Annotated in this window: 14 protein-coding genes; 2 read left to right on the plus strand and 12 right to left on the minus strand. The window is 66.9% G+C overall.

The window, feature by feature from the left end:
* Positions 1–168 precede the first annotated feature (168 nt).
* The 8 genes from ACJH71_RS01515 to ACJH71_RS01550 form a co-directional block, all read right to left on the minus strand.
* A complete protein-coding gene (locus ACJH71_RS01515) occupies positions 169–1,347 on the minus strand; it encodes an NAD(P)/FAD-dependent oxidoreductase (protein ID WP_406756267.1) in 1,179 nt (392 codons plus the stop codon).
* Between the two features lie 30 nt (positions 1,348–1,377).
* On the minus strand, positions 1,378–2,208 hold the full coding sequence (locus ACJH71_RS01520) for a mycofactocin-coupled SDR family oxidoreductase (protein WP_406756268.1): 831 nt from the start codon (positions 2,206–2,208) through the stop codon (positions 1,378–1,380).
* Positions 2,209–2,255: 47 nt separating this feature from the next.
* Positions 2,256–3,068, minus strand: coding sequence for an SHOCT domain-containing protein (locus ACJH71_RS01525; protein ID WP_406756568.1), 813 nt, complete (start codon positions 3,066–3,068; stop codon positions 2,256–2,258).
* Between the two features lie 95 nt (positions 3,069–3,163).
* Entirely contained in the window at positions 3,164–4,354 is a 1,191-nt protein-coding gene (tuf, locus tag ACJH71_RS01530) for an elongation factor Tu (protein WP_308485647.1), read from the minus strand.
* Between the two features lie 91 nt (positions 4,355–4,445).
* Complete coding sequence (fusA, locus tag ACJH71_RS01535; protein ID WP_406756269.1) at positions 4,446–6,548, minus strand: elongation factor G; 2,103 nt, start codon at positions 6,546–6,548, stop codon at positions 4,446–4,448.
* 74 nt (positions 6,549–6,622) lie between these two features.
* The gene (gene rpsG / locus ACJH71_RS01540; RefSeq protein WP_024441009.1) at positions 6,623–7,093 is read right to left on the minus strand and encodes a 30S ribosomal protein S7; all 471 of its coding nucleotides are present in this window, start codon (positions 7,091–7,093) and stop codon (positions 6,623–6,625) included.
* Entirely contained in the window at positions 7,093–7,467 is a 375-nt protein-coding gene (gene rpsL, locus ACJH71_RS01545; protein WP_007767794.1) for a 30S ribosomal protein S12, read from the minus strand. Before rpsL ends, rpsG begins: the two co-directional genes overlap by 1 nt.
* Before the next feature lie 264 nt (positions 7,468–7,731).
* Positions 7,732–8,361 carry a TetR/AcrR family transcriptional regulator gene (locus tag ACJH71_RS01550; protein WP_406756270.1) on the minus strand — a complete coding sequence of 210 codons (630 nt, stop codon included), beginning with the start codon at positions 8,359–8,361 and terminating at the stop codon, positions 7,732–7,734.
* A gap of 137 nt (positions 8,362–8,498) precedes the next feature.
* Here ACJH71_RS01550 and ACJH71_RS01555 point away from each other — a divergent pair, with 137 nt between their 5' ends.
* Both ACJH71_RS01555 and ACJH71_RS01560 read left to right on the plus strand, forming a co-directional pair.
* Positions 8,499–8,864, plus strand: coding sequence for a DUF3060 domain-containing protein (locus ACJH71_RS01555; protein WP_406756271.1), 366 nt, complete (start codon positions 8,499–8,501; stop codon positions 8,862–8,864).
* Positions 8,861–9,271 (plus strand): DUF3060 domain-containing protein, encoded by a 411-nt coding sequence (locus ACJH71_RS01560; protein ID WP_406756272.1) that lies wholly within the window; start codon positions 8,861–8,863, stop codon positions 9,269–9,271. The genes ACJH71_RS01555 and ACJH71_RS01560 overlap by 4 nt, the downstream gene beginning before the upstream one ends.
* 72 nt (positions 9,272–9,343) lie before the next feature.
* On the opposite strand, the gene ACJH71_RS01565 is transcribed toward ACJH71_RS01560, so the two are convergent.
* Genes ACJH71_RS01565 through ACJH71_RS01580 form a run of 4 tightly spaced genes read right to left on the minus strand, consistent with a single transcriptional unit; the run spans position 9,344 to position 13,435 of the window.
* The gene (locus ACJH71_RS01565; protein WP_406756273.1) at positions 9,344–10,105 is read right to left on the minus strand and encodes a crotonase/enoyl-CoA hydratase family protein; all 762 of its coding nucleotides are present in this window, start codon (positions 10,103–10,105) and stop codon (positions 9,344–9,346) included.
* Entirely contained in the window at positions 10,102–10,815 is a 714-nt protein-coding gene (locus tag ACJH71_RS01570) for a PaaX family transcriptional regulator C-terminal domain-containing protein (protein WP_406756569.1), read from the minus strand. The genes ACJH71_RS01565 and ACJH71_RS01570 overlap by 4 nt, the downstream gene beginning before the upstream one ends.
* 29 nt (positions 10,816–10,844) lie before the next feature.
* A complete protein-coding gene (locus ACJH71_RS01575; protein ID WP_406756274.1) occupies positions 10,845–11,780 on the minus strand; it encodes a crotonase/enoyl-CoA hydratase family protein in 936 nt (311 codons plus the stop codon).
* Between the two features lie 14 nt (positions 11,781–11,794).
* Positions 11,795–13,435 (minus strand): acyl-CoA dehydrogenase family protein, encoded by a 1,641-nt coding sequence (locus ACJH71_RS01580; protein WP_406756275.1) that lies wholly within the window; start codon positions 13,433–13,435, stop codon positions 11,795–11,797.
* Positions 13,436–13,525 lie beyond the last annotated feature (90 nt).

Here is a 13,525-nt window from a genome sequence, read left to right on the forward strand (position 1 = left end):
TCTCCAACTAGAGATTGGTCGGTTTCATCGGATCTGATGCGGGTTCGGCGACGAGAATCCAGGTACGTGGAGCTCGCGAGCGTGCATGGTTGTACGCCTAACGCGGCGTGTTGCCGTGCAAACACGCACGCTCGCGCAAAGGACGCAAAGGAAGAAACTGGGGGCCGGCTAGCCGAGCACGTCGGAGATCGGGGCACCCGCGGCGATCTTGGCGCGCGCACCCATCACCTTGCCGGGCCGGCCCGCTCCCACCACACCGGCGAGCACACCGTTGCGCTCGTAGTAGGCCAGGAACTTGTGGCCGTCGTCCTCGACCAGGTGAACGGTGTCGGTGGCCTCCGGCTCGCCCAGGCACTGAATCTTCACGTCGTACTGGTCGCTCCAGAAGTACGCCGGCACCGCCACGTCATGCAGCGACTCCCGGCCGAGCATGGTCGGGACCATCGTGCGGACCTGGGTGACGACATTGCTCCAGTGCTCGACGCGTACCTGGTGCCCGTCGCGACCCCGCCAGAACGCCACGTCGCCGACGGCCCACACGTTCGGCGCACTGGTGCGCCCGGTCGCGTCGCACAGCACCCCGTTGTCGACGTCGACGCCGCAACCGTCCAGCCACTCGGTCGCCGGCCGCGAACCGACTCCGAGCACCACCACGTCGGCGGCCAGCTCGGTGCCGTCGGTGAGCACCACGGTCTCGACGCGGCCCGTGCCGCGCACCTCGGCGACACCGACACCGCTGCGGACATCGACGCCGTTGGTCCGGTGCAGCCGCGCCACCAGTTCGCCGATCTGCTCACCGAGCACCGCCGCGAGCGGGGTGGGCTGCGGCTCGACCAGCACGACGTCCACGCCCAGCTTGCGCAGGCTGGCCGCCGCCTCACAACCGATGAACCCGGCGCCGATCACCACGGCGCGGCTGGCGCCGGCCGCGTCCTCGCGCAGCGCCAGGCTGTCCTCGAACGACCGGACCACCCGAATGCCGTCCAGGTCGCCGAAGCTCGGGATACGCCGCGGCACCAGACCGGTGGCGATCACGAGCTGGTCGTAGCCCAGCACACTGCCGTCTGCCAGCGTCACCGATTGCGCCGCGGTGTCCACGCTGCGCGCGCCGCAGGCCAACCGCAGGCTGATGTCGTGGGACGTGTAGAACTCCGGCGGCTCCAGCGTGGTGTCGTCGCGCTCGCCGCGCAGCACCTCTTTGGTCAACGGCGGCCGGTCATACGGCGGGCGAGTCTCGTCGGAGACGATGGTGATCGGCCCCGCGTATTCTTCGCGCCGCAATTCCTCGGCCGTGCGCACGGCCGCCAAGCCGCCGCCGACGATAACGATCCCGTTGTCGGGCACCACGATCCCCCTGTTTCTCCCGGCCAGGGGCGATCAGTACTTGAGCGCGCCCTTGTCGACCTGGATCTGGACTCCCGTCAGGATTCCAGAGCCATCACCGGCCAACCAAACCACCACGTCGGAGACCTGGTCAGGGGTCATGAACGACTGCGGGTGCAGCGGCATCGGGGGGAAGGCGTGCAGGTAGTCGGGGCGTTCGGTGAAGATCTGCGCCATCACCTGCGGCTCGATCATCGGGGTGTCCACCGAGTAGGGGTGAATCGAGTTGACCCGAATCCGGTGCGCACCGACCTCCAGAGCCAGCGTGTTGGTCAGGCCCACCAGGGCATGCTTGCTCGCCGCGTAGTGGCCGTTGCCGGGGGTGGCCTTCAGCCCGGCCGACGAGCTGACGATCACGATCGAACCGCCGTTGTCGGCCTCGATCATCGCGGGCACCGCCGCCCGGATGGTGCGCCAGGTGCCGGTCAGGTTCACGTCGATGACGGTGTTCCACTGCTCGTCGGTGAGCTCCCACAGCCGGCCCCAGCTCAGCACGCCGGCGTTGGCCACCACCACGTCGAGGCGACCGAACTGCTCGACGCCGTCGTCGACCAGCTGCCGCAGCGCCGCATCGTCACGGACGTCGACCGATCTAGCCAGCACCTTGCGGCCGTGGGACTCGACCGCACTGACCATCTCGGCGAATTCCTCGGGCGTGGCCGCCGGATAGGTGATGCAGTCCGACGCCGGGGCGCAGATGTCGGCGGCAATGATGTCGGCACCAGCGGCCGCCAGCCGGATCGCGTGCGAACGGCCCTGGCCGCGCGCCGCACCGGTGACAAAGGCCACCTTGCCCTGCAGATTGTGGTTCTGGCTCTCGCTCACTCGACGAGGCTAGCAGCTGCTTATGGAACGTGTTCTAATTCGGCGCCTCAGAGGTCGGCGATGATCTGGGCACGCTTGCGTGCGTACTCTTCGTCGGTCACCGTTCCCGCCGCGTGCAGTGCCGACAACTCCTGCAACCGCTCACCGACGGATGGCTGCTCGGCGGCCGGTACCGCTGCCGGCTCACCTGCCGCCGACTCCTGCGCGACCGCGCGGCGCACCACCGCGCTGATCTGCTGGCGCAGTGCGGGGTTCGCCCGTACGTCCACCATCTGGTTCAGACCCACGCCGTGCGATTTGAGCAACTGCAGGATCTCCATCAGCGGGCCGGATCGCCCGCTCAGATCGTAGGTCTGGCCGTCTTCGGCAACGGTGAACTGCGCAGGCACCAGCCCGTTGACCAACGCGCTTCGTTCCCAGTCGATCAGGTGCTTGCCGCTGACCGGGTCGACTTGGACCACTAGCTTGCGGGCGGTGATGTTCCCCAATCGGCTGACGCTGGCGATGACCCGGTCTTCGCGATCCATCGGGGTCAGGCCCGGCCCGGTGATGTGCAACTGCAGTTTGACCAACGGCTGGTCGTTGATCCGTGTACCGGTCTCGGTGATGCCGTTGATCTGCGCGAGCCCCAATACCCCGTCGCGTTCCAGCAGGGCGGCATCGCTGGCCGATCTCGCCCCGAAATACGCCAGCGCAAGGGCCACCAGTACGTCGACCACGGTGATCGCGATACCGCTGTAGTACATCCACCGCGTCAGCTCGTACTCGCCGATGGCGTAGTAGACGATCAGGAAAATGGGCCCGACCAAGCCCCCGCACAACAGGACGAGCAACTGCGCCTTGACGTATCGCCACAACATCACGCGACCAGCGTCTAACACTCACCTGCCGAGCAGACGCAAAATCCCCCTTTTCCCGAAGGAAAAGGGGGACCTTACGACTGCTTGCGCAGGAACTACTTGATGATCTTGACGACCCGGCCGGCGCCGACGGTACGACCACCCTCACGGATGGCGAACCGCAGACCCTCGTCCATGGCGACAGGCTGGATCAGCTTGACGCTCATCTCGGTGTTGTCACCGGGCATGACCATCTCGGTGCCCTCGGGCAGGGTCACCACACCGGTCACGTCGGTGGTCCGGAAGTAGAACTGCGGACGGTAGTTGTTGAAGAACGGCGTGTGGCGGCCACCCTCGTCCTTGGACAGGATGTAGGCCTGACCCTCGAACTCGGTGTGCGGGGTGGTGGTGCCGGGCTTGACCACAACCTGGCCACGCTCGACGTCCTCACGCTTGATACCACGGATCAGCAGACCGACGTTGTCACCGGCCTGACCCTGGTCCAGCAGCTTGCGGAACATCTCCACACCGGTGACCGTGGTCTTGGTGGTCTCCGGACGGATGCCGACGATCTCGACTTCCTCGTTCACGTTAATCACGCCGCGCTCGACACGACCGGTGACCACGGTGCCACGACCGGTGATCGTGAAGACGTCCTCAACCGGCATCAGGAACGGCTTGTCGGTCTCGCGGACCGGGTCCGGAACGGACTCGTCGACGGCCTCCATCAGGTCCTCGACGGACTTGACCCACTTCTCGTCGCCCTCGAGCGCCTTGAGAGCCGACACCCGGACCACCGGGGCCTCCTCGTCGAACTCCTGGGCAGCCAGCAGCTCGCGGACCTCCATCTCGACGAGCTCGAGGAGTTCCTCGTCGTCGACCATGTCGGACTTGTTCAGCGCCACCAGGATGTAGGGCACACCGACCTGACGGGCCAGCAGCACGTGCTCGCGGGTCTGCGGCATCGGGCCGTCGGTGGCCGCGACCACCAGGATCGCGCCGTCCATCTGGGCGGCACCGGTGATCATGTTCTTGATGTAGTCAGCGTGGCCCGGCGCGTCAACGTGGGCGTAGTGCCGCTTCTCGGTCTGGTACTCCACGTGGGAGATGTTGATCGTGATACCGCGCTGGCGCTCCTCGGGAGCGTTGTCGATCTGGTCGAACGCACGCGACTCGTTCAGGGCCGGGTACTTGTCGTGCAGAACCTTGGTGATAGCCGCGGTCAGCGTGGTCTTGCCGTGGTCAACGTGACCGATGGTCCCGATGTTGACGTGCGGCTTCGTCCGCTCGAACTTCGCCTTCGCCACTTCTTGTCCTCCTGGACTTGTTGGTGCTGGGTTACAGCAGGTTTGATCTTTTTGGGTTTGTGCCACCGTAGCGGCACGGGCGGGAAGCTAGTTACTCGCCCGTTGCCTTCGCGATAATCTCCTTCGCCACCTGCGCCGGCACTTCGGCGTAGGAGTCGAACACCATGGAGTAGTTCGCCCGGCCCTGGGTCTTCGACCGCAGGTCTCCGACGTAGCCGAACATCTCCGACAGCGGCACCTGCGCCTTGACGACGCGCGCACCGCTGCGCTCCTCCATGGCCTGGATCTGACCACGGCGGGAGTTCAGGTCGCCGATCACATCGCCCATGTAGTCCTCGGGCGTGGTGACCTCAACGGCCATGATCGGTTCCAGGATCACCGGCTGCGCGGCAGCGGCAGCCTTCTTCAGCGCCTGCGAGCCGGCCACCTTGAAGGCCATCTCGGAGGAGTCGACGTCGTGGTACTGACCATCGGTCAGGGTGACCTTGATGTTGACCAGCGGGTAGCCGGCCAGCACGCCGTACTGCATGGCGTCCTGGGCCCCGGCGTCCACCGCGGGAATGTACTCGCGGGGCACGCGGCCGCCGGTGACCTTGTTCTCGAACTCGTAGGTCGCACCGTCTTCGCCGGTGAACGGTTCGATGTCGATGAGGACCTTCGCGAACTGGCCCGAGCCACCCGTCTGCTTCTTGTGGGTGTATTCGACCTTCTCGACCTTCTTGCGGATGGTCTCCTTGTAGGCCACCTGCGGCTTACCGACGTTGGCCTCGACCTTGAACTCGCGGCGCATGCGGTCCACCAGGATGTCCAGGTGCAGCTCGCCCATGCCGCCGATCACGGTCTGGCCGGTCTCCTGGTCCAGGTGCACCTTGAAGGTCGGGTCCTCTTCGGCCAGCTTCTGGATCGCCAGGCTCAGCTTCTCCTGGTCACTCTTGGTCTTGGGCTCGATGGCCACCTCGATGACCGGAGCCGGGAACGTCATCGACTCGAGCACGATCTGGTTGGCCGGGTCGCACAGGGTGTCGCCGGTGGTGGTGTCCTTGAGGCCGATCATCGCGTAGATGTGGCCGGCGAACGCCGAGTCGACCGGGTTCTCCTTGTTGGAGTGCATCTGGAACAGCTTGCCCAGCCGCTCCTTCTTGCCCTTGGTCGAGTTGACCACCTGCGTGCCCGACTCCACCTTGCCCGAGTACACCCGGACGTAGGTGAGCTTGCCGAAGAACGGGTGCACCGCGATCTTGAACGCCAGCGCCGAGAACGGCTCGTCGATGCTGGGCTTGCGGCTGATGACTTCGTCTTCCTTGCCGGGCACGTGGCCCTGCACCGACTCGACGTCCAGCGGCGACGGCAGGTAGTCGATCACCGCGTCCAGCATCGGCTGGACACCCTTGTTCTTGAACGCGCTGCCGCACAGCACCGGGTACAGCTCCGAAGAGACCGTCAGCTTGCGGATGCCGCCCTTGATCTCCTCGATCGAGAGCTCCTCGCCGCCGAGGTACTTCTCCAGCAGAGCCTCGTCGGTCTCGGCGACCGCCTCCAGCAGAGCGGTCCGGTACTCGTCGGCCTTGTCGGTCAGGTCGGCCGGGATCTCGATGGTCTCGTAGGTCTCACCGAGCTTGGTCTCGCCGCGCCACACCTTGGCGTTCATCTCGACCAGGTCGACGATGCCCTCGAAGTCGTTCTCCGCACCGATCGGCAGCTGAATCACCAGGGGACGAGCGCCGAGGCGCTCTTCGATGGTGCGCACGGTGAAGTAGAAGTCCGCACCGAGCTTGTCCATCTTGTTGACGAAGCAGATCCGGGGCACGTCGTACTTGTCGGCCTGCCGCCACACCTGCTCGGACTGCGGCTCCACGCCCTCCTTGCCGTCGAACACGGCAACGGCGCCATCAAGGACACGCAGGGAGCGCTCCACCTCGACGGTGAAGTCGACGTGGCCCGGGGTGTCGATGATGTTGATCTGGTTCTTGTTCCAGAAGCAGGTCACCGCGGCGGAGGTGATGGTGATGCCGCGCTCCTGCTCCTGCTCCATCCAGTCGGTCGTGGAGGCACCGTCGTGCGTCTCACCGATCTTGTAGTTGACGCCGGTGTAGTACAGGATCCGCTCGGTCGTCGTCGTCTTACCAGCATCGATGTGCGCCATGATGCCGATATTGCGGACCTTGTTCAGGTCAGTCAGCACATCCTGTGCCACAGCAGTCTTCCCACTCTTTCGGTTACTTCAATTGCTTGTTGTCGCAGGTGTGTCGGTTGGTTAGACCGACGTGGTCACCAGCGGTAGTGCGCGAACGCCCGGTTGGCCTCGGCCATCTTGTGGGTGTCTTCACGCCGCTTGACGGCGGCACCGAGGCCATTGCTGGCATCCAGGATCTCGTTCGCGAGGCGCTCGATCATGGTCTTCTCGCGGCGAGCCCGCGAGAAGCTCACCAGCCAGCGCAGCGCCAGCGTGGTGGAGCGCTCGGCACGCACCTCGACCGGCACCTGGTAGGTGGCGCCACCGACGCGGCGGCTGCGGACCTCGAGGGCCGGCTTGACGTTGTCCATGGCACGCTTCAGCGTCACGACCGGGTCGGTACCGGTCTTGTCGCGAGCCTGCTCGAGCGCGCCGTAGACGATGCGCTCGGCCAGCGACTTCTTGCCGTCCAGCAGCACCTTGTTGACCAACTGGGTGACCAGCTGGGACCCGTAGACGGGGTCGTTAACCAGCGGACGCTTGGGTGCGGGGCCCTTGCGCGGCATCAGCTCTTCTCCTTCTTCGCGCCGTAGCGGCTGCGGGCCTGCTTGCGGTTCTTGACTCCCTGGGTGTCCAGCGAGCCGCGGATGATCTTGTAGCGCACACCCGGCAGGTCCTTCACACGACCACCACGCACCAGCACCATCGAGTGCTCCTGCAGGTTGTGACCCTCACCCGGGATGTAGGCGGTCACCTCCACCTGGCTGGTCAGCTTGACGCGGGCCACCTTGCGAAGCGCCGAGTTCGGCTTCTTGGGGGTGGTGGTGTACACGCGGGTGCACACGCCCCGACGCTGCGGGCTGCCCTTGAGGGCCGCGGTCTTCACCTTGGCGACCTTGTCGCGGCGACCCTTGCGGACCAGCTGCTGAATGGTTGGCATCTACCGGCTTCCTGTATCGCTGTTCAAAACTCTCGTAAATCCTGCGGTCTGTGCCCCACCGCTACCCCGCGGTCGGGCGTGTCGCATGGGCCGCTGCGGATTCCTCCGCTGCATAATGGACATGCGAATTAGGCCAGGCGCGCGCGTTATGTCACCAAACGCGCCTCGGTGGCCAGGCACGAGCTACCACAATACCCGGCAGCACTCCAGCAGGTCAAAGCGCGTGCCCAGCGTCCCCCGCGGCCCCTCCCACCTGCTCGGTGTCTACTGGGTGCGGCTGTCCATCGCCGAGGCCAGCCTGCGCACCATGTCGGAGAAGACGGCGTCGGTGTCCACGTCATCCATCACGCCGGTCATCTCCAGCAGGACAAATCCGTGCATGGCCGCCCAGAACTCCAGGGCGGCGTGAAACGCCCGGTCTCCTTCGAGCCCGTAGGACGCCAAAACCTCGATGACCGGGGCGGCGGCGCGGCTGGCCGCGGCGGTGTACTCCGGGTCGTCGCCGCCCAGCGGCATCCGGGTGAACGCCGAATACCGGCCCGGGTGGTGGTGGGCGTAGCTGCGGTAGGCGCCGGCCATCACCAGCACCGCGTCGTCGCGGGCGCGGCCCTGGCCGACCTGGGTCAGCATCTCCAGAATGTCGTCGATGACGCGCATGCGCATGGCGCGGCGCAGGTCACCCAGGCTGTGCACGTGGTTGTACAGCGACGGGCCCTTGGTGCCCAGCTGGGTGGCCAACGCGTTGATGGTCAGCGCGTCCCAGCCCTCCCGGTCCAGGAAGTTCAAGGCCGCGTTGACGATGGCTTCGCGGCTCAGCTTGACCGGGCGCGCCCCCGATTTGCCGTTGGCGCGCGAGCGACCCGCCGCGGCGGGCGGGTCTGGTCGAGCTGACATGGCGTACGCCCTTCGTATCGTGCGGCAGGAGATCAGCACAGAACTCTAATCGAACGATTAGTAGGGGAACCCGAGTACGCGCCAGCTGGTGCGACGTAAGCTTTGCCGAAATTGCGTCCGCCGAGAGGGGCCCGGAGATGAAATGGACTGCGCTGGCTGGTGCGCTGCTGGGTCTGGCCGCCGGTTCACTGGGGGCAGCCACAAGCGCGCACGCCGTGCCCGGCGACATCCACATCTACGGGGTGCACGAGACCCACACCCTGGACTGCAACGGCGGGACGCTGTTCATCAACGGCGTCAACCTCACCATCCATGCGATGGGAACCTGCTGGGCGGTGACCACGCAGGGTTCGCAGAACACCGTGATCGCCGACACCATCGTCAACGACGTCACCGTCTACGGCAACGACACGACCGTGTACTACCACAACGGCGACCCGCTGCTGTTCGACCGCGGTCGTGAGCTGGGGATGACGAACCGGCTCGCGCGCGTACCGGCGTGACCCAGGTTCGCCACGTAGCACTGGGCTCGTTGCTCGCCGGCGGAATGACACTGCTGGCGACCGTGCTCACCGGCTGCGAGTCGGCCGCGCCGCCCAAATCCGCCCGGATCTCGAAGAACTATGACGGGCAGTTCTCCAACACCATCAGCCTCGAGTCGTTCGGCTCGACGTCGCCGGTGGACTGCGCCGACGGCAAGTCGCTCAATGTGCTCGGGTCGAACAACAAGCTGACCGTCCGGGGCCGCTGCGAGGCGGTGAGCGTGACCGGCTCCGACAATCGGATCACCATCGAGCGGGTCGACAAGACGCTGCAGATAACCGGACTCAACAACACCATCAGCTATCGCGGCGGCGATCCGAAGATCGACAACCGCGGGCCGGGCAACACCATCGCCGACAAGCGCTGACCCGACCCAGGCCTCGCTACGCCGCCCGGCGGTCGCAAGCGCGGCGAAGCCGGGCGCAGCGGGCCGCCGGCATCAGGCCTTAGCGCCGTGGCGGCCGGCCCCGCCGGCGAAGCGGCCCGCCCCGCGCAGCGCCTCCTCGGCCACCCGCTCGATGCTCTCGAATTCCTGTTCCATGGCATGAGATTCGCTCATGCCCCACTGCCGTAGCGCCGACAGCCGATCCGAGCGCAGGCAGCCCTGCGGCAACTCGGCCAGTTCCAGAGCCAGCTGCTCGGCTGCCGCGCGAGCCTGCCCGACGGGGACCACCCGATTGGCCAGTCCGATCGCCAGCGCCTCCTCGGCGTTCACCGCACGGCCGGTCAGGATCAGGTCCATGGCGCGGCTGTGGCCGATCAGTCGGGGCAACCGCACGGTGCCGCCGTCGATAAGCGGCACACCCCAGCGGCGGCAGAACACGCCGAAGGTCGCGTCGGCCTCGGCCACGCGCATGTCGCACCACAGCGCCAGCTCCAGGCCGCCGGCCACTGCGTAGCCGCTGACCGCGGCAATCACCGGTTTGGACAACATCATTCGGGTCGGACCCATCGGACCCGGCCCGCTGCGGTGAGTCTGGTTGGCGTTCGGGGTGCCCAGCGCCTTGAGATCGGCTCCCGCGCAAAAGGTTCCGTTGTCTCCCCACAGCACGGCCACCGACGCGGTGTCGTCGCGGTCGAACTCGTCGAATGCCTGGTACAGCGCGGCGGCGGTCGGGCCGTCGACGGCGTTGCGCGCGTGCGGACGATCCAGGATCACCGTGGTGACCGGGCCATTGCGCTCCACGCGCACCGCGCTCATCGCAGCACCGCCTCTCGGTCCGCATCGCGTCGCGCGACCAGTTCGGCAGCGAACTCCGCGTAGCGACTGCGGATCCGGGTCCCCGGCCAGTCCGCCGGAAGCAGTTCCGGTGGCAGCACCGGGTCACGACGCAGGTGGCGGACCATGGCCGCGGCGATGACGAAACGGCTTGGCACGTCCTGGGCATCGGCCATCGCGGCGAGCAGTTCGTGGCCGGTCTGCGTCCAGCCCGCCAGATCCCACAGCGTGGCGGCCAATTCGGCCGGCTTCTCGTCACGCGCGGTGAGCAGCCGGGTGTAGCCCTCGAGCCCGTCACCCAGCTCGACGTCAATGTTGTCCGGGCGCATCCAGAAGCCTTCACGCAGCTCGGCGAACCGCCGCTCGGCCAGCCCCGAGCGCAAGGCGGCCCGGGTTCGGGCGTCACAGCCGATGCTGGTGATCACCACGGCCAGCCAGTCGCCGTCCCAGTTCCTGGTCTGCGGATTGAGCGCCGCATCCTGTTGGCGTTGGCGCGCCAGCAGACGCTCGGAGAGTCCGTAGCCCTCTGCTGAGCGGACCAGGTCTCCGGCGGCGACCAGTCGGGTGAGCGCCACCCGCAAGGCCGTTTCTTTGATACCGAAATCTGTTGTCAGCCGAAGCAATTCAGCAGCGGTTGCCGACGCAGGGTGAGCCCCCAGCAGCACCGAAAGGACTACCGATCGGGCCGTCATACGCACTGTGTCGGACATCGGGTTGTCTCCTAAACCCCGGAGGTCTTTCGACCGTAGTCCCCGAACGGCTCGTCGCGGTGGCGCACCGCGTCACGGAACCCGTGCTCCACCGCGTCGGCGACGAATGCGTGCCCCTCCGGCGTGTGGCGCGCCACCCCATCGAACACGGTGCTGACCATCCTGCTGGTGGTCACGCCCTGCTGCAGCAGCGCGGTGTTGAGTGCGAGCTTGGCCATGATCAGCTGGTTGACCGGCATGGCGGCGATGCGGGCAACCAGGCGTTCGGTGCGCTCATCGAGATCAGCCGGGTCGGGGGCCTCGATCGCCAGACCCCATTCGGCGGCCTGGGCTCCGGTGATGCAATCTCCGGTCAGCAGTAGGCGTTTGGCGCGCTGGTCGCCGAGCCGGTGCGCCCAGAGCCCGGCCGCCGGCACCCCCCACACCCGCATCGGCGGGTACCCGATCTTGGCATCGGAAGCCGCGATCACCTGGTCGGCGTGTAGGGCGATGTCGGTGCCGCCGGCCACGCAGTAGCCGTGGATCTTGACCACGGTGGGCTTGTCGGCGTGCATCAGCGAGGCGAAGCCGCGGACGAAGCGGCTCATCATCTGGTAGTCGATCATCGGGTCCCACGGCTGATCCGGCCGGTGGTTGGTGGCCTGGGTCTTACCGTCGAGCACGCTGCCCCGGTAGTTCTCCCCGCCCGCCGACGACGACCCTTCGGCGTAGGCACCCAGGTCGAATCCGGCGCAGAATCCCTCGCCGCGGCCCGACACCAGGATCACGTGCACGTTGGGATCCAGATCAGCACGCTCCACCAGAGCCGACAGTTCCAGCGGGGTGTCCGCGGTGATCGCGTTTCCGTGCTCGGGCCGGTTGAAGGTGATCCGGGCGATGCGGTCGGTGACCTCGTAGGTCATGGTCCGCAGGTTGTCGAATTCGACCGGGGCGATGTGGTGTCGCATGGCGTGCGCCGACCTCAGCCCTTGACCAGAGCACGCTCGAGGATCGGCCCGAGGTCGAGGCCGGCCGGCAGGGTGCCGAACGCACCGCCCCATTGGCCGCCGAACCGAGTCGCCAGGAAGGCCTCGGCGACGGCCGGATGGCCGTGACGCACCAGCAGCCCGCCCTGCAGCGCCAGGCAGATGTCCTCGGCGATCTTGCGCGCCTGATACTGGGCGGCAACCACGTCGGCGCCCAGGCCCGCCAGTTGGCCCTTCAGCGCGTCGACGTGGGCGCCAAGCCGGCGATCCTGCCCGGCCGTCTCGGCCAGCTCGTCGAAGAGCACCGCCACCGAGTCGGGTTGAGTGGCCAGGGCACGCAACGTGTCCAGAGCGCTGACGTTGCCCGACCCCTCCCAGATGCCCATCAACGGCGCCTCCCGGTACAGCCGCGGCATCAAGGAGTCCTCGATATAGCCGTTGCCGCCCAAGCACTCCATCGCCTCGGCGGCGTGCGGGGTGGCGCGCTTGCACACCCAGTACTTGGTGGCCGCCAGGCCGATCCGGCGCAGCAGGCCCTCTCGTTCGTCGCCGCGGACCGCCTTGTCGGTGGCACCGGCCATCCGCATCGACACCATGGTGGCGGCCTCAGCCTCCACGGCCAGGTCGGCCAGGACGTTGCGCATCAGTGGTTGATCGATCAGATAGGCGCCGAACGCCTTGCGGTGCTGGGCGTGGTAGATGGCGCGGGCCAGGCCCATCCGCATGCTGGTAGCACTGCCCAGCGCACAGTCCAGCCGGGTGAGGTTGACCATCTCGATGATGACCGAGACCCCGCGGCCCTCCTCCCCCACCAGCCAGGCGGTCGCGCCGTCGTACTCGATCTCGCTGGAGGCGTTGGCGTGGTTGCCCAGCTTGTCCTTGAGCCGCTGCAGCCGCATCCGGTTGCGGGTGCCGTCGGGCAGGATCCGAGGCAGGAAGAAACAGCTCAGTCCGCCGGGAGCCTGCGCCAGCACCAGGAACACGTCGCACATCGGCGCGGAGGTGAACCACTTGTGCCCGGTCAGGCTGTAGCTGCCGTCGGCTCCCCGCACCGCCTGGGTGGTTCCGGCGCGCACGTCGGAGCCGCCCTGCTTCTCGGTCATCGACATGCCCGCGGTGATACCGGCCTTGGCGGCCGGCACCTTCAGCTCGGGGTCGTAGACCCGGCTGGTCAGCAGCGGCTCGTAGGTCTTGGCGAGTTCGGCGTTGTTGCGCAGCGCGGGCACGATCGCGTACGTCATCGAGATCGGACAGACGTGGCCCGGCTCAGCGGTCCACACCCCGGTTTGAGCGGCGCGCACCACGTGCGCGCCGGGCCGCGGGTCGGCCCACGGGGCGGCGTGCAGACCGTGGGCGATCGCGGTGCGCATCAACTCGTGGTAGGCCGGGTCGTACTCCACTTCGTCGATCCGGTTACCGACGACGTCGTGGGTGTGCAGCACCGGCCGGTTGCGGTCGGCCAGCGCGCCCCAGCGTTGCACCTGCTTGGATCCGGAGAGCGCCCCGAGGTCGGTGACCTCGTCGACGCCCCATTGACCGCCCTCGCGGATCAGCGCCTCGATGAGGACCGGGGACGACGCGGGATTGAAGCCTTCCAGCGGAAGGACCTGGTTGGTGACGATATGCGTGTCGGCCATAGCCGAATATTACATTTTTTGTACGCACGCACAATAGGTGTAATCAAATTGGTGCTCGGCAAACAAAAACGGCGGTCACGGCCCGGGGTC

Origin of the sequence: Mycobacterium sp. SMC-15, from assembly GCF_045310925.1 — a bacterium.
In the GTDB taxonomy this organism is placed as follows: domain Bacteria; phylum Actinomycetota; class Actinomycetes; order Mycobacteriales; family Mycobacteriaceae; genus Mycobacterium.

Coding starts and splice junctions, on each gene's coding strand:
- ACJH71_RS01570 (WP_406756569.1), bottom strand. CDS start 10,815: ATGACGGCCCGATCGGTAGTCCTTTCGGTGCTGCTGGGGGCTCACCCT.
- ACJH71_RS01525 (WP_406756568.1), bottom strand. CDS start 3,068: ATGTTGTGGCGATACGTCAAGGCGCAGTTGCTCGTCCTGTTGTGCGGG.
- rpsG (WP_024441009.1), bottom strand. CDS start 7,093: ATGCCGCGCAAGGGCCCCGCACCCAAGCGTCCGCTGGTTAACGACCCC.
- ACJH71_RS01550 (WP_406756270.1), bottom strand. CDS start 8,361: ATGTCAGCTCGACCAGACCCGCCCGCCGCGGCGGGTCGCTCGCGCGCC.
- ACJH71_RS01580 (WP_406756275.1), bottom strand. CDS start 13,435: ATGGCCGACACGCATATCGTCACCAACCAGGTCCTTCCGCTGGAAGGC.
- ACJH71_RS01565 (WP_406756273.1), bottom strand. CDS start 10,105: ATGAGCGCGGTGCGCGTGGAGCGCAATGGCCCGGTCACCACGGTGATC.
- ACJH71_RS01575 (WP_406756274.1), bottom strand. CDS start 11,780: ATGCGACACCACATCGCCCCGGTCGAATTCGACAACCTGCGGACCATG.
- ACJH71_RS01555 (WP_406756271.1), top strand. CDS start 8,499: ATGAAATGGACTGCGCTGGCTGGTGCGCTGCTGGGTCTGGCCGCCGGT.
- rpsL (WP_007767794.1), bottom strand. CDS start 7,467: ATGCCAACCATTCAGCAGCTGGTCCGCAAGGGTCGCCGCGACAAGGTC.